The sequence below is a fragment of the Leifsonia sp. Soil_N53 genome (genome assembly GCF_057655165.1).
The window spans coordinates 337,353-357,918 of the sequence record NZ_JBDGMM010000064.1 but is presented as its reverse complement, the minus strand read 5'-3'; the positions used below and the strand labels follow the sequence as shown (position 1 = coordinate 357,918).

18 protein-coding genes are annotated in these 20,566 nt (G+C 72.5%); 17 read left to right on the top strand and 1 reads right to left on the bottom strand.

Annotated elements, in window-relative coordinates; all coding sequences use genetic code 11:
* Position 1 precedes the first annotated feature (1 nt).
* The 11 genes from carA to rpe all read left to right on the top strand — a co-directional run bounded on the left by carA (position 2) and on the right by rpe (position 14,511).
* Positions 2-1,171, top strand: coding sequence for a glutamine-hydrolyzing carbamoyl-phosphate synthase small subunit (gene carA, locus AC3A3H_RS15190; RefSeq protein WP_487615375.1), 1,170 nt, complete (start codon positions 2-4; stop codon positions 1,169-1,171).
* A complete protein-coding gene (gene carB, locus AC3A3H_RS15185; protein ID WP_487615374.1) occupies positions 1,171-4,452 on the top strand; it encodes a carbamoyl-phosphate synthase large subunit in 3,282 nt (1,093 codons plus the stop codon). The genes carA and carB overlap by 1 nt, the downstream gene beginning before the upstream one ends.
* Positions 4,449-5,321, top strand: coding sequence for an orotidine-5'-phosphate decarboxylase (gene pyrF, locus AC3A3H_RS15180; RefSeq protein ID WP_487615373.1), 873 nt, complete (start codon positions 4,449-4,451; stop codon positions 5,319-5,321). The genes carB and pyrF overlap by 4 nt, the downstream gene beginning before the upstream one ends.
* Positions 5,314-6,258, top strand: coding sequence for a guanylate kinase (gene gmk / locus AC3A3H_RS15175; protein ID WP_487615372.1), 945 nt, complete (start codon positions 5,314-5,316; stop codon positions 6,256-6,258). Before pyrF ends, gmk begins: the two co-directional genes overlap by 8 nt.
* Before the next feature lie 102 nt (positions 6,259-6,360).
* Positions 6,361-6,621, top strand: coding sequence for a DNA-directed RNA polymerase subunit omega (gene rpoZ, locus AC3A3H_RS15170; RefSeq protein ID WP_370053719.1), 261 nt, complete (start codon positions 6,361-6,363; stop codon positions 6,619-6,621).
* A gap of 120 nt (positions 6,622-6,741) precedes the next feature.
* Complete coding sequence (locus tag AC3A3H_RS15165) at positions 6,742-8,025, top strand: bifunctional phosphopantothenoylcysteine decarboxylase/phosphopantothenate synthase (RefSeq protein WP_487615473.1); 1,284 nt, start codon at positions 6,742-6,744, stop codon at positions 8,023-8,025.
* Positions 8,026-8,092: 67 nt separating this feature from the next.
* The gene (gene metK, locus AC3A3H_RS15160; RefSeq protein ID WP_487615371.1) at positions 8,093-9,286 is read left to right on the top strand and encodes a methionine adenosyltransferase; all 1,194 of its coding nucleotides are present in this window, start codon (positions 8,093-8,095) and stop codon (positions 9,284-9,286) included.
* A gap of 2 nt (positions 9,287-9,288) precedes the next feature.
* Positions 9,289-11,307 (top strand): primosomal protein N' family DNA-binding protein, encoded by a 2,019-nt coding sequence (locus AC3A3H_RS15155; RefSeq protein WP_487615370.1) that lies wholly within the window; start codon positions 9,289-9,291, stop codon positions 11,305-11,307.
* A gap of 158 nt (positions 11,308-11,465) precedes the next feature.
* Positions 11,466-12,374, top strand: coding sequence for a methionyl-tRNA formyltransferase (fmt, locus tag AC3A3H_RS15150; RefSeq protein WP_487615369.1), 909 nt, complete (start codon positions 11,466-11,468; stop codon positions 12,372-12,374).
* A complete protein-coding gene (locus AC3A3H_RS15145) occupies positions 12,371-13,816 on the top strand; it encodes an RsmB/NOP family class I SAM-dependent RNA methyltransferase (RefSeq protein ID WP_487615368.1) in 1,446 nt (481 codons plus the stop codon). Before fmt ends, AC3A3H_RS15145 begins: the two co-directional genes overlap by 4 nt.
* Positions 13,817-13,851: 35 nt before the next feature.
* A complete protein-coding gene (gene rpe, locus AC3A3H_RS15140) occupies positions 13,852-14,511 on the top strand; it encodes a ribulose-phosphate 3-epimerase (protein WP_487615367.1) in 660 nt (219 codons plus the stop codon).
* Positions 14,512-14,553: 42 nt separating this feature from the next.
* On the opposite strand, the gene AC3A3H_RS15135 is transcribed toward rpe, so the two are convergent.
* The gene (locus tag AC3A3H_RS15135; protein ID WP_487615366.1) at positions 14,554-15,780 is read right to left on the bottom strand and encodes an MFS transporter; all 1,227 of its coding nucleotides are present in this window, start codon (positions 15,778-15,780) and stop codon (positions 14,554-14,556) included.
* 127 nt (positions 15,781-15,907) lie between these two features.
* On the opposite strand from AC3A3H_RS15135, the gene AC3A3H_RS15130 reads away from it, so the two are divergent.
* From AC3A3H_RS15130 to AC3A3H_RS15105, 6 genes are read left to right on the top strand one after another with little or no spacing between them, the layout of a single operon-like run.
* Positions 15,908-16,171, top strand: coding sequence for a phosphoribosyl-ATP diphosphatase (locus AC3A3H_RS15130; protein ID WP_487615365.1), 264 nt, complete (start codon positions 15,908-15,910; stop codon positions 16,169-16,171).
* A 46-nt stretch (positions 16,172-16,217) separates the two neighbouring features.
* On the top strand, positions 16,218-17,057 hold the full coding sequence (hisG, locus tag AC3A3H_RS15125; protein ID WP_487615364.1) for an ATP phosphoribosyltransferase: 840 nt from the start codon (positions 16,218-16,220) through the stop codon (positions 17,055-17,057).
* Positions 17,057-17,821 carry an imidazole glycerol phosphate synthase subunit HisF gene (gene hisF / locus AC3A3H_RS15120; protein ID WP_487615363.1) on the top strand — a complete coding sequence of 255 codons (765 nt, stop codon included), beginning with the start codon at positions 17,057-17,059 and terminating at the stop codon, positions 17,819-17,821. The genes hisG and hisF overlap by 1 nt, the downstream gene beginning before the upstream one ends.
* Positions 17,818-18,210, top strand: a complete 393-nt coding sequence (gene hisI / locus AC3A3H_RS15115; protein WP_487615362.1) for a phosphoribosyl-AMP cyclohydrolase — start codon at positions 17,818-17,820, stop codon at positions 18,208-18,210. The genes hisF and hisI overlap by 4 nt, the downstream gene beginning before the upstream one ends.
* Positions 18,207-19,748, top strand: coding sequence for an anthranilate synthase component I (locus AC3A3H_RS15110; RefSeq protein ID WP_487615361.1), 1,542 nt, complete (start codon positions 18,207-18,209; stop codon positions 19,746-19,748). Before hisI ends, AC3A3H_RS15110 begins: the two co-directional genes overlap by 4 nt.
* The gene (locus AC3A3H_RS15105; RefSeq protein ID WP_487615360.1) at positions 19,738-20,484 is read left to right on the top strand and encodes a Trp biosynthesis-associated membrane protein; all 747 of its coding nucleotides are present in this window, start codon (positions 19,738-19,740) and stop codon (positions 20,482-20,484) included. Before AC3A3H_RS15110 ends, AC3A3H_RS15105 begins: the two co-directional genes overlap by 11 nt.
* The last annotated feature ends 82 nt before the right edge of the window (positions 20,485-20,566 follow it).

The following is a 20,566-nucleotide window of genomic DNA, read 5'->3' as shown; positions in this document are numbered from 1 at the left end:
CGTGGCTGCAGCAGAACCTGCCGTGCTCGTCCTCGAAGACGGGAAGCGCTACGTGGGCCGGGCCTACGGCGCCCGCGGGCGGACGCTCGGCGAGGCGGTCTTCGCCACCGGCATGACCGGCTACCAGGAGACCCTGACCGACCCGTCGTACGCGGGGCAGATCGTCCTGATGACGGCGCCGCACATCGGCAATACCGGCACGAACGACGAGGACATGGAGTCCCGCCGGATCTGGGTGGACGGCTTCGTCGTCCGCGAGCCCAGCCGGGTGGTGTCCAACTTCCGCGCTCAGCGCAGCCTGGACGACGACCTCGTCGAGCAGGGCGTCGTCGGCATCAGCGGCATCGACACCCGCGCCGTGACCCGCCACATCCGCTCGACGGGCGCCATGCGCGCCGGGATCTTCTCCGGCGGCGACTTCGGGCTGAGCGACTCCGAGCAGCTCGAGCTGGTGCTCTCCGGCGCGAAGATGTCCGGCCGCAACCTGTCGGCCGAGGTCTCCACCGTCGAGCCGTACACGGTCCCCGCGGTCGGGGAGCGCGTCGGCTCGGTCGCGGTGCTCGACCTGGGCGTCAAGAAGTCCACGCTCGACAACCTCGCCGCGCGCGGGCTGGACGTGCACGTCCTCCCGCAGCAGGTGACCGCCGAGCACGTGCTCAGCCTGAAGCCGTCCGCGCTGTTCTTCTCGAACGGCCCCGGCGACCCGCAGGCCTCCGACAAGCATGTCGCTCTGCTCCAGGAGACGCTGCGCGCCGGGCTGCCGTACTTCGGCATCTGCTTCGGCAACCAGCTCCTCGGCCGCGCGCTCGGCCTGACGACCTACAAACTGCCGTTCGGCCACCGCGGGATCAACCAGCCCGTGCTCGACAAGCGCACCGGCCGGGTGGAGATCACCGCCCAGAACCACGGCTTCGCGGTCAAGGCGCCGATCGACGCGACCTTCGACTCGCCGGCCGGCTTCGGCCAGGTGGAGGTCAGCCACTTCAGCCTCAACGACAACGTCGTGGAGGGCCTGAACTGCCTCGACATCGACGCGTTCAGCGTGCAGTACCACCCGGAGGCCGCGGCCGGCCCGCACGACGCCAACTACCTCTTCGACCGGTTCCTGGAAATGATTCACGCACGTGAGGCCGGCTCGAACGACGACCAGACCCAGGAAGGCACCGACTGATGCCCAAGCGCGACGACATCCACTCCGTCCTGGTCATCGGGTCCGGCCCGATCGTCATCGGCCAGGCCTGCGAGTTCGACTACTCGGGCACCCAGGCGTGCCGGGTGCTGAAGCAGGAAGGCGTGCGTGTCATCCTGGTCAACTCCAACCCGGCCACCATCATGACCGACCCCGACTTCGCCGACGCCACCTACGTCGAGCCGATCACCTGGGAGGTCATCGAGACCATCATCGCCAAGGAGAAGCCGGACGCGATCCTGCCGACCCTGGGCGGCCAGACCGCGCTCAACGCGGCCATGCAGCTGCACGAGCACGGCATCCTGGAGAAGTACGGCGTCGAGCTGATCGGCGCGAAGTTCGAGGCCATCCAGAAGGGCGAGGACCGCCAGATCTTCAAAGACCTGGTGATCGCCGCCGGCGCCGAGGTGGCGCGCTCGCACATCGCGCACACCGTCGAGGAGGCCCTGGAGTTCGCCGAGGACCTCGGCTACCCGCTGGTCGTCCGCCCGTCGTTCACCATGGGCGGCCTCGGCTCGGGCTTCGCCTACACGCCGGATGACCTGCGCCGCATCGCCGGCGACGGCATCCACCAGAGCCCGACCAGCGAGGTCCTGCTCGAGGAGTCGATCCTCGGCTGGAAGGAGTACGAGCTCGAGCTGATGCGCGACACCTCCGACAACACGGTGGTCGTCTGCTCGATCGAGAACGTCGACCCGGTCGGCGTGCACACCGGCGACTCGATCACCGTCGCGCCCGCGCTGACGCTGACCGACCGCGAGTACCAGAAGCTGCGCGACATCGGCATCGACATCATCCGCGCGGTCGGCGTCGACACCGGCGGCTGCAACATCCAGTTCGCGGTGGACCCGGAGAACGGCCGGATCATCGTCATCGAGATGAACCCGCGCGTCTCGCGGTCGTCGGCGCTGGCGTCGAAGGCCACCGGCTTCCCGATCGCGAAGATCGCCGCGAAGCTCGCGATCGGCTACCGGCTCGACGAGATCCCCAACGACATCACCCGGGTGACCCCGGCGAGCTTCGAGCCGACGCTCGACTACGTCGTGGTCAAGGTGCCGCGGTTCGCGTTCGAGAAGTTCCCTGCCGCCGACCCGACGCTGACCACCACCATGAAGTCGGTGGGCGAGGCGATGGCGATCGGCCGCAGCTTCACGAGCGCGCTGCAGAAGGCGCTGCGCTCGCTGGAGAAGCGCGGCTCGTCGTTCCACTGGGGCCAGGAGTCCCGCACCGTGGAGCAGCTGCTGGAGTCGATCGCGACGCCGACGGACGGCCGGATCGTGGACGTCCAGCAGGCGCTGCGCCTGGGCGCGACGCCGGAGCAGGTGTTCGAGGCCACCAAGATCGACCCCTGGTTCATCGACCAGATCGTGCTGATCAACGAGGTCGCCGAGCAGCTCCGCGACGCCGAGACGCTCGACACCGACACCCTCCGCTACGCCAAGGACCACGGCTTCTCGGACGCCCAGATCGGCGAGCTGCGCGGCTTCGGCGAGGCGGACGTGCGCGAGGTGCGGCACATCCTCGGCGTGCGCCCGGTCTACAAGACGGTGGACACCTGCGCGGGCGAGTTCCCGGCGCTCACGCCGTACCACTACTCCAGCTACGACGAGGAGACCGAGGTCGCCCCGAGCGACAGCCGCAAGGTCGTCATCCTCGGCTCCGGCCCGAACCGCATCGGCCAGGGCGTCGAGTTCGACTACTCGTGCGTGCACGCGTCGTTCGCGCTGCACGACGCCGGGTTCGAGACGATCATGATCAACTGCAACCCGGAGACGGTCTCGACCGACTACGACACCTCCGACCGCCTGTACTTCGAGCCGCTGACGCTGGAGGACGTGCTGGAGGTCATCCACGCCGAGTCGCAGTCCGGCGAGCTGGTCGGCGTGGTCGTGCAGCTCGGCGGCCAGACCGCCCTCGGCCTCGCCAAGGGGCTGGAGGCGGCGGGCGTACCGATTCTCGGCACCACGCCCGAGGCGATCGACCTGGCGGAGGAGCGCGGCCTGTTCGCCGAGATCCTGGAGAACGCCGGCCTGCTGGCGCCGCGCAACGGCACCGCGATCGACTTCCCGAGCGCCGCGCACGCCGCGGAGCAGATCGGCTACCCGGTGCTGGTGCGCCCCAGCTTCGTGCTCGGCGGCCGCGGCATGGAGATCGTCTACGACACCGCCTCGCTCGCGGACTACTTCGAGCGCGTCGCGGGTCAGGGCATCGTCGGCCCGTCGCACCCGCTGCTGGTCGACCGGTTCCTGGACGACGCGATCGAGATCGACGTCGACGCCCTGTTCGACGGCGAGCGGCTCTACATCGGCGGCGTGATGGAGCACATCGAGGAGGCCGGCATCCACTCCGGCGACTCGAGCTGCACCCTGCCGCCGATCACGCTGGGCCGCCGCGAGATCGACCGGGTGCGCGAGGCCACGCTGAAGATCGCCGAGGGCATCGGCGTGCGCGGCCTGCTGAACGTGCAGTTCGCCATCGGCGCGGGTGTGCTCTATGTGCTGGAGGCCAACCCGCGCGCGTCGCGGACCGTGCCGTTCGTCTCGAAGGCGCTCGGCATCCCGCTCGCCAAGGCCGCGTCGCGGATCATGGTCGGCGACACCGTCGCCGGGCTGATCGAGGAGGGCCTGCTGCCGGAGACCGACGGCTCGGTCATCCCGATGGACTCGCCGGTCGCGGTCAAGGAGGCCGTGCTCCCGTTCAAGCGCTTCCGCACCCGCGAGGGCAAGATCGTGGACTCCGTCCTCGGCCCGGAGATGCGCTCGACCGGCGAGGTAATGGGCATCGACCGCGACTTCCCGACCGCGTTCGCCAAGAGCCAGGCCGCGGCCTACGGCGGGATGCCGCTGAAGGGCACCGTGTTCGTCTCGGTCTCCGACCGCGACAAGCGCGCGATCGTCCTCCCGGTGCTCCGGCTGAAGCAGCTCGGCTACGACATCGTCGCGACGGAGGGCACCGCGGAGGTGCTCAACCGCAACGGCATCGCCGCCGGCATCGTGCGCAAGTTCAGCGAGGCGCCGGAGGAGGACTCGGTCGTCGGGCTCATCACCCGCAACGAGGTGGACGTCGTCATCAACACGCCGAGCGGCCGCTCCGCCCGTGCGGACGGGTACGAGATCCGCGCCGCGGCGGTGGCCGGCGACAAGCCGCTGTTCACCACGATCGCCGAGCTGAGCGCCGCCGTCGCGTCGCTCGACGCGGTGCGCGAGGGCTTCGAGGTGACGTCGTTGCAGGAGTACGCACGGCAGAGGGCCGCGCGGGCGTGACGGGCGGGAGCGCCGTGTCGTTCGGCGACAGGCTGGCCGCCGCGTTCGACGCGCGCGGCCGCCTGTGCGTCGGCATCGACCCGCACGCGCACCTGCTGGCGGACTGGGGCCTGCCGGCGACGGCCGACGGCGTGCGCGAGTTCGGCTTGCGCGCGGTGGAGGCCGTCGCCGGCCGGGCCGGGATCGTGAAGCCGCAGGTCGCGTTCTTCGAGCGCTACGGCTCGGCGGGCTACGCGGCTCTGGAGGACGTCATCCGAGCCGCGCGCGACGCCGGCCTCCTGGTCGTCGCCGACGCCAAGCGCGGCGACATCGGCACGAGCGTCGCGGCCTACGCCGAGGCGTGGCTGACCCCCGGCTCGCCGCTGGAGGCCGACGCCATGACCATCGCGGCCTTCCAGGGCGTCGGCTCGATCGCCGAGCCGATGCGGCTGGCCGAGGCGACGGGCAAGGGCCTGTTCGTGCTCGCGGCGACCTCCAACCCGGAGGCCGCCGCCATCCAGCAGGCGGTCGTCGCGGACGGCCCGCGCGCCGGCATGACGGTCGCCCGTGCGATCATCGAAGACGTGCACGCGTTCAACCAGGAGCAGCCTCCGCATCCTTTCGGCACCGTCGGCCTGGTGCTGGGCGCCACGGTCGCCCTGGGCGACTACGGGATCGACACGGCGGACCCGGTGGCGCCGGCCGCCCCGGTGCTCGCGCCCGGCTTCGGCCACCAGGGCGCCCGGGTGGCCGACGTGGAGCGGATCTTCGGGGCGTTCGCGCCCGGAGTGATCGTGAGCGAGTCGCGCGGGCTGCTGAGCGCGGGCCCGGACGGTCTGGCCGGTGCGGTCGCGCGCCGCGCGGAGGAGGTGCGCGCCAGCCATGGCTGAGCCGACCAGCGACACCACCACGCCCTCGCGCCGCCCCGCGCCGCCCGACGTCGACCGGACCGCGGCCTCCGCGGCCGCCGTCGCCGCCCGCCGTGCGCGCGCCGCCGTCAAGAACGCCATCGCCGCACGCGAGATCTCGCCGCTGGTCGTGCTCGACCACGCGACCGCCGCGCCGGACGGCGTCGAAGGCCGGCTGCGCGTCACCGAGTTCCTGCTGAGCGTGCCCGCGATCGGTAGCACCAAGATGCAGGAGGCTCTGCAGCGGCTCGCCATCTCGCCGGCCAAACGGCTCGGCGGGCTCGGCAGGCACCAGCGGCTCAAGCTGCGCGAGTTCCTGATCGACCGCGAGAACCGCGCCGGCCGCCGGCGCAACCAGCTCGTGGTGCTCGCCGGCCCGACCGCGGTCGGCAAGGGAACGGTCTCCACCTACATCCGCGAGAACTACCCCGACGTGCTGCTGTCGGTCTCCGCGACCACGCGTGCGCCGCGGCCCGGCGAGGTGGACGGCGTCAACTACTACTTCGTCGACGACGCCGAGTTCGACCGGATGATCGAGGCAGGCGAGCTCCTGGAGCACGCCACGGTGCACAACGCCTACCGCTACGGCACGCCGCGCGCCCCGATCGAGGCAGCGCTCGACCAGGGCAGGAGCGTCCTGCTGGAGATCGACCTCCAGGGCGCGCGCCAGGTGCGCGAGTCGATGCCGGAGGCGCGGCTGATCTTCCTGCTGCCGCCGACCTGGGATGAGCTGGTCCGCCGCCTGATCGGCCGCGGCACCGAAGAGGCCGCGGAGCAGCAGCGCCGGCTCGAGACCGCGAAGGTGGAATTGGCAGCCCAGGACGAGTTCGACTACCGTGTGGTCAACCACACCGTCGCTGAGGCCGCTCGGGAGGTCGTAGACTTGATGAAGGTCCGCGCGGCGCCGTCGCGCCCGTAGACCGCCAGTCTCTGACAGGACATGTCGCGCCACGTCCGGCGCCACCCGCAGATTTCCGCGCCTCGCACCACGAGCCGGGAGCATGAGAGAGAGGGTTTCCGCATGGCAACCACCAACAACGGCATCATCGACCCGCCCATCGACGAACTCCTGGCCCGCGTCGAGTCCAAGTACGCGCTGGTCATCTTCGCGTCCAAGCGCGCGCGCCAGATCAACGACTACTACGCCGACCTGCACGAGGGCAGCCTGTTCGACAACGTCGGCCCGCTGGTCGACTCGTCCGTCGACGACAAGCCGCTCTCGGTCGCCCTGCACGAGATCAACGAGGACAAGCTCGTCATCAAGCCGCTCGCCGCGGAGTAACCTCCCCGGATCGCCCGGCAGACAGAGAGCCGCCGCAACAGATTCGCTGACACAGCGCGAAACGTACGACCGCAGCCGGGTGCGCCCGGCGTGTGAGGAGATGCCGCCGTGAGCCCACGATTGACCGTCGTCGTCGGAGTGACCGGCGGCATCGCCGCGTACAAAGCCGTCGGCGTCATCCGCGCGCTGGTCCTCGAAGGACACTCGGTGCACGTGGTGGCGACGGAGGCCGCGCTGCGGTTCGTCGGCCGGCCGACGCTCGAGGCGATCAGCCGCAACCCGGTGGCGACCGACCTCTACGAGGGCGTCGCCGAGGTGCGGCACGTCGCCATCGGCCAGTCCGCCGACCTCATCGTGATCGCACCGGCGACGGCGAACACGCTCGCGAAGCTCGCCGCCGGCATCGCCGACGACCTGCTCGGCAACACGGTCCTGGCCTCCACCGCCCCGCTGGTCGTCGCCCCGGCGATGCACACCGAGATGTGGCGCAACCCGGCCACGGTCGCCAACGTCGCCACCCTGCGCAGCCGCGGCGTCACCGTCGTGGGCCCGGCCTCCGGCCAGCTCACCGGCGCCGACTCCGGGCCCGGCCGCATGGAGGAGCCCGACGTCATCGTCCGCGCCGCGCTGCGTGCCGCCGGCCTGTCGCCGCGCCTGGCCGTCTCCGCGGTCCCCGAGCCCGTCGCGGATGTCGTGGTGCTCTCGGAGCGCCGCCGCGCGAACGAGGCCTCCCGGCGACCGCGCGGGGGAGTCGACCTCGCCGGCAAGCGCGTGGTCGTGACCGCGGGCGGCACCCGCGAGCCGCTGGACCCGGTACGCTTCCTCGGCAACCGGTCGAGCGGCCGCCAGGGCGTCGCCGTCGCAGCGGCCGCACAGGCCCGTGGTGCCGACGTCGTGCTCATCGCGGCGCACCTGGAGGTCGATCCGCCCGAGGGCGTCGAGCTCGTCACGGTGCAGACCGCGCTCGAACTGCAGGAGGCCGTCACCACGGCGGCGCAGTCGGCCGACCTGATCGTGATGACCGCGGCCGTGGCCGACTACCGGCCGGCCGAGCTGCGCGACTCCAAGATCAAGAAGTCCGAGGCGGGCGACCGCCTGACCATCGAGCTGGTCGCGAACCCGGACATCCTCGCCGGGCTCTCCGCCGCCAAGCGCGAGGGCCAGGTCGTCGTCGGCTTCGCCGCGGAGACCGAGCCGGACCCGTCGACCCTCATCGAGCTGGGCCGCAGCAAGCTCGCCGCGAAGGGCAGCGACTTCCTCGTCCTCAACCAGGTCGGCTGGGAGCAGGGCTTCGCAACGGAGAGCAACGAGGTCGTGGTCCTCCGCAGGGGCGGCGATATAGTGATGGAGGCCTCGGGGAGCAAGCTGTCGGTGGCCGACCGTATCTTGGACGTCGTCGTCTAGACCTCGACCGGGCCACGGCATCCCTGGCCCCGAACCTCCGCGCCGCGATCAACGATCAGGGAGAACAATGGCAGATCTGCGCCTCTTCACGTCAGAGTCGGTCACGGAGGGACACCCCGACAAGATCTGCGACCAGATCTCCGACAGCATCCTGGATGCCCTGCTCGCGGTGGACCCGCACAGCCGCGTCGCGGTCGAGACGCTGGTCACCACCGGCCTGGTCCACGTCGCCGGTGAGGTGACGACGAAGGGGTACGTCGAGATCCCGGCCCTGGTGCGCGAGAAGATCGTGGAGATCGGCTACGACTCGTCCGATGTGAGCTTCGACGGCACACAGTGCGGCGTCTCCGTCTCGATCGGCGCGCAGTCGCCCGACATCGCCCAGGGCGTAGACAATGCGTTCGAGTCGCGCGCCGAGCAGAGCACCGACGACCTCGACCGCCAGGGCGCGGGCGACCAGGGCATCATGTTCGGGTTCGCCACCACCGAGACGCCGCAGTACATGCCGCTGCCGATCTGGCTGGCGCACCGCCTCGCCGAGCGTCTTGCCGCCGTGCGCAAGGACGGCACGCTCGACTACCTCCGCCCGGACGGCAAGACGCAGGTCACCATCGGCTACGAGGGCTACACGCCGCGCTCGGTGGAGACCGTGGTGCTCTCGACGCAGCACGCCCCGCACGTCTCCAGCGAGCAGCTCCAGGCCGAGGTCATCGAAGAAGTCATCGCCCCGGTCATGCACGCCGCTGGGCTGGAGACCAAGCACATCCGCACCCTCATCAACCCGACCGGCCGGTTCGAGATCGGCGGCCCGAAGGGCGACGCCGGCCTCACCGGGCGCAAGATCATCGTCGACACCTACGGCGGCGCGAGCCGGCACGGCGGCGGCGCGTTCTCGGGCAAGGACCCGTCGAAGGTCGACCGCTCGGCCGCGTACGCGATGCGCTGGGTGGCGAAGAACGCCGTCGCGGCGGGCCTCGCCGACCGGCTCGAGGTGCAGATCGCCTACGCGATCGGCAAGGCCGCCCCGGTCGGGCTCTACGTGGAGTCGTTCGGCACCGGCACCGTGTCCGACGAGCGCATCATCGGCGCCATCCGCGAGGTGTTCGACCTGCGCCCGGCCGCGATCGTGCGCGATCTGGACCTGCTCCGGCCGATCTACGCGCAGACGGCGACCTACGGCCACTTCGGCCGCGAACTCCCCGACTTCACCTGGGAGCGGCTGGACCGCGTCGACGACCTGCGCTCCGCCGCGGGGCTGTAGCGGTGCCGGCGGCCGCGACGGTCGCCCGTGTGGTCCTGGACTCGCCGCTCCCGCAGCTCGACCATCTGTTCGACTACAGCGTCCCGGACGAGCTCGCCGCGCAGGCGGTTCCGGGGGTGCGGGTGCGCGTCCCGCTGCGCTCGGCCGGCCGCGTCGCCGACGGGTACCTGGTGGAGCTCGCCGAGCCCGACGAGGCGTTCTCCGGCACGCTGAGCCCGCTGGAGGCCGTGGTGTCGCCGGTTCCGGTGCTCACCGACTCCGTGTGGCGGCTCGCCCGCCGGCTCGCCGACCGCAGCGCGGGCACGGCCAGCGACATCCTCCGCTTGGCGGTGCCGCCGCGGATGGTGCGGGTCGAGAAGGCGTGGCTGGCGGCGCAGGAGGCCGCGGGTGCTGGGCCCGCCGAGACTGCGGGGGTTGTCGCTGCAGAGCAGTCCGCGCCGTTCCCCGTGCGCGGGTACGGCGCCGGCGTAGTGGAGGCCGCCGTCCTGGCCGGCGAGCGCATCGCCCTGCGGCCGATCCCACGGCTGAGCAGGCTGCCGGACGGCACGTGGGTCGGGGAGTGGGCCATCACGCTCGCGGCGCTGGCGACGGCCACCTGGCGCGGCGGCCGCACCGCCATCCTCGCCGTGCCCGACCACCGCGACCTCGAACAGCTGGCGGCCGCGCTCGCGGCGATCGCTCCGGCCTCCGCCGTGGTCCGCGCGGACGCGTCGCAGTCGAACCCGGAACGGTACAAGGGCTTCCTCGCCGCGCTCTCCGGCGCGCGCATCGTGATCGGCAACCGGTCGGTGGTCTACGCCCCGGCCGCCCGGCTCGGGCTCGTCGCGGTCTGGGAGGACTCCGATCCGCTGCTCGCCGAGCAGCTGAGCCCCTACGTGCACACGCGCGACGCCGCACTGGTGCGCCAGGAGCTGGACGGCGGGGCGCTCGTGCTGAGCGGCCTCGTCCGAAGCGTCGAGACGCAGCGGCTCGTCGAGCTCGGCTGGCTGCGCGACCTCGGGCCGGAGCGGTCGCACACGGCCAAGGTCGTGCTCACCGCCAACCAGAGCGCCGACGAGCCGGCGGCCAGGGCGGCGCGCATCCCGTCGTCGGCGTGGCGGGCGGCCCGGGAGGCGCTGAGCGGCGAGAGCGGGAGGCCGCCCGGCCCGGTGCTCGTGCAGGTGGCCCGGCCCGGCTACGTGCCCGTGCTGAGCTGTGCGAACTGCGGACAGGCGGCGCGCTGCGCCCGCTGCACCGGCCCGCTCGGGCAGCGCAGGGCCGGCGCGACGCCGTCCTGCGACTGGTGCGGCGCCCTGGCGATCGACTGGCACTGCTCGCGCTGCGAGCAGACCAAGCTCCGGATGGTGACGCCGGGCTCTGGCCGGACGGCCGAGGAGCTGGGCCGCGCCTTCCCCGGCACGCGCGTGATCCTCGCCGACGGCGATCACCCGGTGCTGCGCGTCGGGTCCGCCCCTGCGCTCGTGGTGGCGACCCGCGGCGCCGAGCCGATCGCCGAGGGCGGCTACCAGGCCGTGCTGCTGCTCGACGGTGAGCGGATGCTGGCCAGGGAGACGCTGCACGTGGCGGAGGACTGCCTGCGCTGGTGGACGAGCGCCGCAGTCCTGGCCGCGGCGGGTGCGCCGACCGTGCTCGTCGGCGTGTCCGGCGACCTCGCGCGCGACTTCGCGACCGGACGCCTCGTCGACTTCGCCCGGGAGGAGCTCGCCGACCGGCGCCAGCTGCGCTTCCCGCCGGCCGTGCGCCTGGCGTCCGTCACCGGCGCCCCCGATGCCGTCGACGGCGTGCTGAAGGCGGTCGATCCCGAGCTGCTGATCGACGTGCTCGGCCCGGCCGAGGTCGACGAGAAGACGGTACGCGCCATCCTGCGGTTCGAGTACGCGAAGGGCGCCGAAGTGGCCGCTGCGGTGCGCGCGACGGTCGTCCGCAACGCGACACAGCGCCGCCGGGCTCCGGGAGGCCGCCCCGGCTACCGGCCGGCGCCGACGCTACGCGTCCGCTTCGACGACCCCGAAATCCTCTGACGGACCTCGTCTCCACCGCCGAGGGGCACGTCGTTGTCACTTTCGGCGCCCCGAAGTGACAACAACGTGCCCCTCAGCGAGCGGGGGTGGGGGTGGGGGTGGGGGTGGGGGTGGCGCGGGTAGACTCGGGGGCTGGACCAGACCGAAAGAACCTTGACATGCGCCTCGTCTTCGCCGGCACGCCCGCCGTCGCCGTCCCCTCCCTGACCGCCCTCGCCGAACGCTTCGACATCGCCGCCGTCATCACCCGCGAGGATGCGCCGCTCGGGCGCAAGCGGATCCTGACGCCGTCGCCGGTCGCGGACGCCGCGAGCGAGCTCGACCTCCCGGTGATCAAGGCGAACCGGCTCGATGACGACGTCACCCGCCAGGTCGCGGGGCTCGAGCCCGACCTCGGGGTGATCGTCGCCTACGGCGGCCTGGTCCGCGAGCCGCTGCTCTCCACGCCACGGCTCGGCTGGGTCAACCTGCACTTCTCGCTGCTGCCGCGCTGGCGCGGAGCGGCGCCGGTGCAGCGCGCCGTGATGGCGGGCGACGCCGAGACCGGCGCCGCCGTGTTCCAGCTCGTGCCAGGCCTCGACGCCGGGGACGTGTTCGCCGAGCTCCGCCGCCCGATCCCCGCCGACGCGACCGCGGGGGAGCTGCTCGACTCGCTGGCCGAGGAGGGCACGTCGCTGCTGGTGGACACCGTCGCCGCCCTCGAGGACGGCAGCGCGGTGGCCACGCCGCAGTCGGGGGAGCCGGTGCTCGCGCCCAAGCTGACGATCGACGACGCCCACCTCGACCTGAACCGGCCGGTGGAGGAGGTCTACGCCCGGCTGCGCGGGGTGACGCCGGAACCCGGCGCCTGGGCGCTGCTCGACGGGGAGCGGTTCAAGATCCACGCCGCCCGACCCGCGGCCGGGCTCTCGCTGCCGGCCGGTGTCGTTGCCGACACCGAGGGACGCATCCAGGTGGGCACGGGCACCACCCCACTCGAACTGATCACGGTGCAGCCGGCCGGCAAGCGCGCGATGGCCGCCGCCGACTGGTGGCGCGGCGCAGGCGGAGAGGCGGTGCTGGCATGAGCGACCACAAGCACAACGAGCGCAGGCACAACGACCGCAGGCACAACGACCACAGCCGCGGCCGCAGCGGCGCCGAGCGCGCCCGCGCCCAGCCGTCCCGCAAGGTCGCCCTCGACGTCATCTCGGCCGTCCGCGAGTCGGACGCCTACGCCAACCTCCTGCTGCCGGGGAGGATCGCGCGGGCGGGCCTGTCGCCCGCCGACGCCGCCCTCGCCACCGAGCTGACCTACGGCACCCTGCGCATGCAGGGCTACTACGACCGGGTCATCGCGCGCGCCGCCGGCCGCACCGTCGACAAGATCGACCCGCCGCTGCTCGACGTCCTCCGGCTCGGCGCCCACCAGCTCCTCTCGACCCGGGTGGCCTCGCACGCGGCCGTGAACGAGTCGGTCGCCCTCGCCCGGCAGGTCGGCAGCCGCTCCGGCACCGGGTTCGTCAACGGCGTGCTCCGCGAGATCGGCCGGTCGACGCCCGAGGAGTGGCGCGCGCGCGTCCTCGCGGACACCGGCAACGACGACGAGCGCTTCGCCGCGCTCACGTCGCACCCGGCCTGGATCGTGCGGGCGTTCCACCGCGCGTTGGAGGCGGAGGGCCGCGGCGACGAGCTGGAGGCCTTGCTGGACGCCGACAACACCGCCCCGCGGGTCAACCTGATCGCGCTGCCCGGCCTCGCCGAGCCGCCGGAGGGCGCGCGTCCCGACCGGTTCTCGCCCGTCGGGTTCACCGCGGGCGGCGGCGACCCGCAGGGGCTCGTCACCGGCGCCGATGGCCGTCTCCGCGTCCAGGACGAGGGTTCGCAGCTCGCCGCGCTCGCGCTCACGCGTGCCCGGCCGATCGAGCCGGGGGAGCGCTGGCTCGACCTGTGTGCCGGCCCGGGCGGCAAGGCCGCGCTGCTCGCCGCCGAGGCGTTCGCGGGCGGGGCGACCCTGGTCGCGAACGAGCTCGTGCCCGCCCGTGCGGAGCTGGTCCGCCGCGCCCTCGCCGGCGTGCCGCTCGACGTCCCGGTCTGGGAGCGCGACGGCGTCGACATCGGGGCGGAGGAGCCGGAGGCGTTCGACCGGATTCTGCTCGACGCACCGTGCACCGGGCTCGGCGCGCTCCGGCGGCGTCCGGAGGCGCGCTGGCGGAAGACCCCGCGCGATGTGGCCGAGCTGACCGCGCTGCAGGCGCGCCTGCTGGATTCCGCGGCGGCGGCGCTCAAGCCGGGCGGACTCCTCGCCTACGTCACCTGCTCCCCGCACGTCGCCGAGACCCGCGCGGTCGTGGCGGACGCCCTCGACCGGCACCGCGACGCGCTCCGGCCGGTGCAGACCGTAGAGATCGTGCAGGCGGTCGCCGAGGAGCGGCTCGACCTCGCGGGGGACGGCGACTTCGTCCAGCTCTGGCCGCACCGCCACCTGACCGACGCCATGTTCATCGCCCTCCTGGAGAAGCCGGCGTGACCGGTTCCGGGTCCGCCGACCAATAGGCTGGAAGCATGGCGACGCGCATCAACCCGAGCATCCTGGCGGCCGACTTCGTGAACCTGGAGCGGGACCTCGGCAGGATCGCCACGGCCGATCTGGTGCACGTGGACATCATGGACAACCACTTCGTGCCGAACCTGACGTTCGGCCCGCAGATGGTGGGCCGCATCCAGGATGTGAGCCCGATCCCGCTCGACGTGCACCTGATGATCGACGACCCCGACCGCTGGGCCCCCGGCTACGCGGAGCTCGGCGCCTACTCGGTGACCTTCCACGCGGAGGCCGCCGCCGACCCCGTGGCGCTCGCCCGCCGGCTGCGCGCGATCGGCGCCCGCGCCGGGATCGCACTCAAGCCCGGCACGCCCGCCGACGACTACCTCGACCTCCTGCCGGAGTTCGACCAGGTGCTCGTCATGACGGTGGAGCCGGGCTTCGGCGGCCAGTCCTTCATGGTCGAGACGATGCCCAAGCTGCGCTCGCTGCGGGAGGCCGTCGCGGCCCGCGGCCTCGACGTCTGGCTGCAGGTGGACGGCGGGATCACCGAGGAGACCATCGTGATCGCCGCCGAGAACGGCGCGGACACGTTCGTGGCCGGCTCCAGCGTCTTCCGCGGCGAGCCCGCCGAGCGGATCGCCGGCCTGCGGACAGCGGTGGCGGCGCACGCCCACTGACGACGGCGCCACCACCGGGTAGAGCTCAGACCCGGATACTGCTCAGACCCGGGCGGTCTCCGACTCCGCGACCCGCGCCGGCGCCCGCGTGGGGATGACTGCGAGCGCCCCCACCGCGAGCAGCGCCGTCGCCGCGAACACGTAGAACCCGCCGGGGTAGGCCATCCCCAGCGAGACGAGCGTCCCGGTGACCGCCGGCCCGAGGATCGCGCCCAGCCGGCCGATCCCCGCGGCGAAGCCCAGCGCCGTGCCACGGATCTCCTGCGGGTACAGCTGCGTGATGAACGCGTAGACGAGCACCTGCGCCGAGAACACGAACACGCCCGTGACGAAGACCGTGAGGTACACCATGGTCACGTCCTCCAGCCGGATGCTGAGGATCGCCAGCAGGGCGCCGGCGAGCACGAACCAGGCCATGGCGACCCGCTTGGTGCCCGCCCGGTCGGCCACGACCCCGGCGATGACCAGCCCGGTGACGGCCCCCGCGTTGAGGGTGAGCAGCAGGCCGAGGGAGTCGGTCGAGCCGTAGCCCGCGTCGCGCATCAGCTGGGGCAGCCAGGTGTTGAGCCCGTAGACCAGCAGCAGCCCCATGAAGGACGCGACCCAGACGCCGATGCTGATCGTCAGGTAGCGCGGCTCGACCAGTCGCCGCACGGTCGGGCGCGGGGCGTCCGTGCGCTCCGGGCGCGACTCCGGCAGCGCGATCAGGATGAGCGGCACGGCAACCAGTCCGGCGATGCCGCCGATCGCGAACAGCAGGCGCCAGTCCGGGATGACGGCGATGGCGAGGAGCGCGGTGAGGACGGCGCCGGCGTGGTAGCCGGTCATCGTCAGCGTGGTCGCCTTGCCGGCGCGTGCGCTCGGCATGAGGTCGGTGACGTACGCGATCGTGACGGGGAGGCAGGCTCCGAGCGCGAACCCGGCGAGCACCCGGAGCAGGCCGAAGACGAAGGCGTTCGGCGCGATCACGATCGCGAGCGTGAGCACCGAGAACACCGTCACGCAGCTGACGAGGCACAGCCTCCTGCCGAAGCGGTCGGCCAACGGGCCGACCGTGAGGGCGCCGACGCCCACGCCGACCAGGCCGGCGGTGGCGACCGCTGTGGCCGCCGCCGCGTCGAAGCCGAGGTCCCGGGTGCTCAGCAGGGTGGGGATCACGGTGCCGAGCACCACCAGGTCGAAGCCGTCGAGGGCGACGATCACCCAGCAGAGCAGCAGCGGCCAGAACGTGCGGCGGCCGGCGGGGGGCGGGGAGGCGGTCGATACCATGGGGATCTCCTCGTCGAGATGGAATATGTCAGATGAGACCCGCCGACATTAGCACATCGGCCAGCAGTCCGCCGCGTTCCCGCGTCACGCGGAGCGAGCCGCGCCCCGCGACCGGTACGCTGTAACGGTGAAAACCTTCGACGACCTCTTCGCCGAGCTCAGCGAGAAGGCCCAGGCCCGCCCGGAAGGTTCTGGGACGGTTCGCGAGCTGGACGCGGGCGTGCACGCCATCGGGAAGAAGATCGTGGAGGAGGCCGCCGAGGTCTGGATGGCCGCCGAGTACGAGTCCGACGAGGCGACCGCCGAGGAGATCTCGCAGCTGCTCTACCACCTCCAGGTGCTGCTGCTCGCCAAGGGCCTGACGCCGGCCGACGTGTACCGACATCTGTGACGAACGCCCCCAGCCTCCGTCCGTCACGTCACGAAAGCCACATCACATGCTGAAGATCGCCGTCCCCAACAAGGGCTCCCTCTCCGAGACCGCGGCGCAGATGCTCCACGAGGCCGGTTACAACGGCCGCCGCGACCCCAAGGAGCTGATCGTCGCCGACCCGCGCAACGGCGTGGAGTTCTTCTACCTGCGCCCGCGCGACATCGCCACCTACGTCGGCTCCGGCGCCCTCGACGTCGGCATCACCGGCCGCGACCTCCTCATCGACTCCGAGTCGCCCGCCGCCGAGATCGCAGCGCTCGACTTCGCCGCGTCGACCTTCCGGTTCGCCGGCCCGGCGGGCGCCTACAGCGACCTCACCGACCTGGAGGGCAAGCGCGTCGCCACGAGCTACCCCGGCCTGGTCGGCGGCTTCCTCGCCGAGAACGGCGTGGACGCCTCGCTCATCAAGCTGGACGGCGCGGTGGAGTCCGCTGTGCGGCTCGGCGTCGCGGACGCCGTGGCCGACGTGGTGGAGACCGGCTCGACGCTGCGCAAGCAGGGCCTGGAGATCTTCGGCCCGGTCATCCTGGAGTCGGAGGCCGTGCTGGTCTCCTCGCCGTCGCCCGCGAGCGGCGTCGACACCCTGCTCCGCCGGCTGCAGGGCGTCATGGTCGCGCGCCAGTACGTGCTGGTCGACTACAACCTCCCCGTCGCCCTGCTGGAGCAGGCCGTCGCGCTCACTCCGGGCGTCGAGTCGCCCACCGTCTCGCCGCTCGGCGAGCCCGACTGGGTGGCGGTGCGCGTGATGATCAAGCGCGACAGCACCAACCACGTCATGGACGACCTCTACGAGCTGGGCGCCCGGGCGATCCTGGTCACCTCGATCCACGCGGCGCGGATCTGATGAGCGTCGCGGTCCGGGTCATCCCTTGTCTCGACGTGGCCGCCGGACGCGTGGTGAAGGGCGTCAACTTCCAGAACCTGCGCGACCAGGGCGACCCCGTCGAACTGGCGCGCCGCTACTTCGAGCAGGGCGCGGACGAGCTGACCTTCCTCGATGTCACGGCGACCGTCGACGACCGCGCGACCACCTACGACGTGGTGCGCGCGACGGCCGAGCAGGTCTTCATCCCGCTCACCGTCGGCGGCGGCGTGCGGAGCACCGAGGACGTGGCCAAGCTGCTGGGCAGCGGCGCCGACAAGGTCGGGGTCAACTCGGCCGCGATCGCGCGCCCCGAGCTGGTGGCGGAGATCGCCCGGCGCTTCGGTGCGCAGGTGCTCGTGCTCTCGCTCGACGTCAAGCGCTCGGCGGCGACGTCGTCCGGCTTCGTGGTGACGACGCACGGCGGCCGCACCGAGACCGGGATCGACGCACTCGATTGGGCGGAGCGGGCCATCGAGCTCGGCGCCGGCGAGCTGCTGGTCAACTCGATCGACGCGGACGGCACCAAGGAGGGCTTCGACCTGGAGCTCATCCGCGAGATGCGGGCGATCAGCCGGGTGCCGGTCATCGCGTCCGGCGGCGCGGGCGCCGTCACCGACTTCGTCCCCGCGATCGACGCCGGAGCCGACGCCGTGCTCGCCGCGAGCGTGTTCCATTCGGGCGAGATGACCATCGGCGATGTGAAGGACGAACTGCTGCGGGCAGGCTTGGAGGTGCGCTCATGACCGGGATGGACGAGGTGATCGGCCGGATCCGCTTCACCGACGCGGGGCTGGTGCCCGCGATCATCCAGCAGTGGGACTCCCGCGAGGTGCTCATGATGGGCTGGATGGACGCCGAAGCCGTGCGCCGCACGCTCACCGAGGGCCGCGTGACGTTCTGGTCGCGCTCCAGGCAGGAGTACTGGCGCAAGGGCGACACCTCCGGTCACGTGCAGTACGTGAAGGGGGCCGCGCTCGACTGCGACGGCGACACCCTGCTGGTGACCGTCGACCAGGTCGGTGCGGCCTGCCACACCGGCACGCGCGCCTGCTTCGACGCGGACGTGCTCTCGCCCGTCGTCGGCGGCGTGGAGACCGACGAGCTGGTCGCGGAGATGGGGTCGGACCTGTGATCGCGACGGCAGACGGGACCACCGGGCGCGCCGAGTTCGCCGCGCTGGCCGCCGAGCACCGTGTGGTGCCGGTGGTCCGCGAACTGTTCGCCGACGGGGAGACCCCCGTCGGGATCTACCGCAAGCTCGCCGCCGGACGCCCCGGCACATTCCTCCTGGAGTCCGCGGAGCAGGGCGGCATCTGGTCGCGCTTCTCGTTCGTCGGCGCCGCCTCGTTCGGCATGCTGACGCAGGACGGCGACGATGTGCGCTGGCTCGACTACGGCCTCTCGGCGGAGCGCGCGCTGGGCGCCGCCGTGCCGAGCGGACCCCTCGACGCCCTCGCGGCGCTGCACGAGCGCTGGCGGACGCCGCGCATCCCCGGCCTGCCTCCGCTCACCGGCGGCCTGGTCGGCTTCATCGGCTGGGAGGCCGTGCGGCAGCTCGAGCGGCTGCCGCAGCGCCCCCCAGCGGACGTCGACGTGCCCGGCCAGGCAATGGCGTTCGTCGCCGACCTCGTCGTGATCGACCACCGCTCCGGCACCGTCAAGCTCATCGCCAACGCGCTCGCCGACGGCGAGCTCGACGCGGACGCGCTCTGGAGCGACGCGCAGCAGCGGCTCGACCGCATGCAGCGGCAGCTCGCCGAGCCGTCGGAGGCCTGGCTCGCCGAGGTCGACCTCGGCACGCCGGCGCACCCGGTGTCCCGCACGCGCGAGGAGGACTTCCTCGCCTCGGTCGAGACGGCCAAGGAGCGCATCGTCGACGGCGACATCTTCCAGGTCGTCATCTCGCAGCGCTTCGAGCTGGAGTGCACCGCGTCGGCGCTGGACGTCTACCGCGTGCTGCGCGCGCTCAACCCGAGCCCGTACATGTACCTGCTGTCGCTGGAGCGGCCGGACGGCGAGCCCTACCAGATCGTCGGCTCCTCGCCCGAGGCGCTGGTCAAGGTGCAGGACGGCCGGGCCTTCACGCACCCGATCGCCGGCTCCCGGCCGCGCGGCGCGAACCCGGAGGAGGACCTCGACCTGGAAGCCTCCCTCCTCGCCGACGACAAGGAGCGCGCCGAGCACCTGATGCTCGTCGACCTGGCCCGCAACGACCTGCTGAAGGTGTGCGCGGCCGGCAGCGTCGAGGTGACCGAGTTCATGCGGGTGGAGCGGTTCAGCCACATCATGCACATCGTGTCGTCGGTGGAGGGCGACCTGCTGCCGACCTCCGGCGCCATCGACGTCTTCCGGGCGACCTTCCCGGCTGGCACCCTCTCCGGGGCGCCCAAGCCGATGGCCCTGCGGATCATCGACGAGCTGGAGCCCGCGCAGCGCGGCGTGTACGGGGGAGTGATCGGCTACTTCGACTTCGCCGGCGACGCCGACCTCGCCATCGCGATCCGCACGGCGACCATCCTCGGCGGCGTCGCCCGCGTGCAGGCCGGCGGCGGCCTGGTGGCCGACTCGGTGCCGCGGCTGGAGTTCGAGGAGTCGCAGAACAAGGCAGCGGCGCCGCTGCGCGCGGTCGCGGTGGCCAACGGCATGAGACGGGTGCAGGGTGCGGACTGAGAACCGCCGCGTCAAGTACCTGACCCTCCTCGCGCTGGTCGTGGGGAGCGGCCTCGGCCTGCTGTCCGCGACGCAGACCTGGTTCACCATCCAGGTCACGGACGTCGCGAACCACGCCGGGACGGTCACGGTGGCGGGCTCGGCCGCGGCGCCTGCGCTCACGGCGCTCTCGCTCGCCGGGCTCGCGCTGACCGCGGCGCTGGCGATCGCCGGCCCCGCCTTCCGCGTGGTGCTGGCGCTGCTCGGCATCCTGCTCGGGTCCTCGATCGTCTACTCGGCGCTCGCCGTCCTCGGCGACCCGCTGCGGGCCGCCGGCGGTGCGATCACGTCCGCGACCGGTGTCGCGGGCGAGGCGTCGCTGCGCAAGCTCGTGCAGAGCACGACGACGGAGTTCTGGCCGTGGCTCGCCGTGGTCGGCGGCGTGCTCGTCGTGCTCGCCTCCGCGCTCGCGATCGTCTTCCTGCGGGCGTGGCCCGGCCCGTCGCGCAAGTACCAGGCGCGGTTCGCGGGCGAGGACGGCCGCACCGCCGAGGAGACCCTCGCCGAGCGGGACGGCGCCGACCCGGAGACGGGGGCTGCTGCCGCGGGCACGGCCGACGACGAGGCCGCTGGCGACGAGCGCGAGGCGCGCGCGGCCGCGGAGTCGGACGCTCCCGAGGAGCCCACGGCCCTCGACCGGGACGCCGCGATCGACAGCTGGGACGAGCTGAGTCGCGGCGACGACCCCACCCGCTGAGCCACTAGACTGGTCCGGATCCACCAATCCGTGCGCACCCTCACGCGGCGTCAGTCGCTCAGCGGCGCGCACCCGACGTGCA